The organism is Blastococcus sp. SYSU DS1024 (genome assembly GCF_054050795.1).
Genome location: NZ_JBJHAA010000051.1, coordinates 1 through 1,113 on the forward strand (window position 1 = coordinate 1; position 1,113 = coordinate 1,113).

At 68.9% G+C, this 1,113-nt stretch carries 1 protein-coding gene; it reads left to right on the forward strand.

Features of this window, described 5'->3' with window-relative positions; translation table 11 throughout:
• Positions 1 to 119: 119 nt before the first annotated feature.
• Positions 120 to 1,113: IS481 family transposase (locus tag ACI79S_RS20775; RefSeq protein WP_456595334.1), on the forward strand; the 994-nt coding region annotated here is incomplete at its 3' end.

The window sequence follows — 1,113 nt, forward strand, 5'->3', positions numbered from 1 at the left end:
TGTACTGCCCGGACAGGTTGGTGCACCGCGTGGTGAGTGATCGGTCTTGATGTGAGGAGGGACCTCCGGGTTCTGTTTGGGAGCCGCCAAGCACCCATCCAGACCCCAGGAGGTCCCTCGTGGTCCACCGTAATGCGCCGCTGACCGAGACCGGACGCCTTCGACTGGCCCGCTGTGTGGTGGAGCAGGGCTGGCCGATCGCCCGGGCCGCCGAGCGATTCCAGGTCTCACGTCCGACCGCTACTCGCTGGGCTCGGCGCTACCGGGAGCAGGGCGCGGCCGGTATGGCCGACCGCTCTTCACGGCCGGCCAGCTCGCCGCGGCGCACACCGCAGCCGGTGGTGCGCAAGGTGGTGCACCTGCGGTGGAAACAGCGGCTAGGTCCGGTGGCCATCGCCGGCCGAGTCGGGCTGGCGCCTTCGACCGTGCATCGGATCTTGGTCAGCTGCCGGATCAACCGGCTCTGGCACGTCGACCGGGTCACCGGCGAACCGATCCGCCGCTACGAGATGACCCGGCCCGGGGAGCTGGTCCACGTCGACATCAAGAAGCTCGGCAACATCCCCGACGGCGGCGGCTGGCGCATCCACGGCCGGGAGCGGGGCATTGCCAACCGGCAGGCGCACCGTGATTCGACCCGGCCGCGCAAGGTGCATGGCCGACCGAACCTGGGCTACTGCTACGTGCACTCCGCCGTCGACGGCTTCAGTCGATTGGCCTACTCCGAGGCCCTCGACGACGAGACCGCGACCACGGCCCTGGCGTTCTGGACGCGAGCACGCGCCTTCTTCGCCAGCCACAGCATCACCGTCGAGCGCGTGCTGACCGACAACGGCAGCGCCTACCGCAGCCACGCATGGCGAGACGACCATCGACGGCTGGGCATCCGGCACTCCACCACCCGAGTCCGTAGGCCACAGACCAATGGCAAGGTCGAACGGCTCAACCGCACGCTGCTCGAGGAGTGGGCCTACAAGCGGCTCTACACCTCCGAGACCGCTCGCCGGGCTGCCCTGTCAGGCTGGCTGCACCACTACAACAACCACCGGCCCCACACAGCGCTCGGCAACCTCCCGCCGATCACCCGCTGCACCAACGTCTCCGAGCAGTACA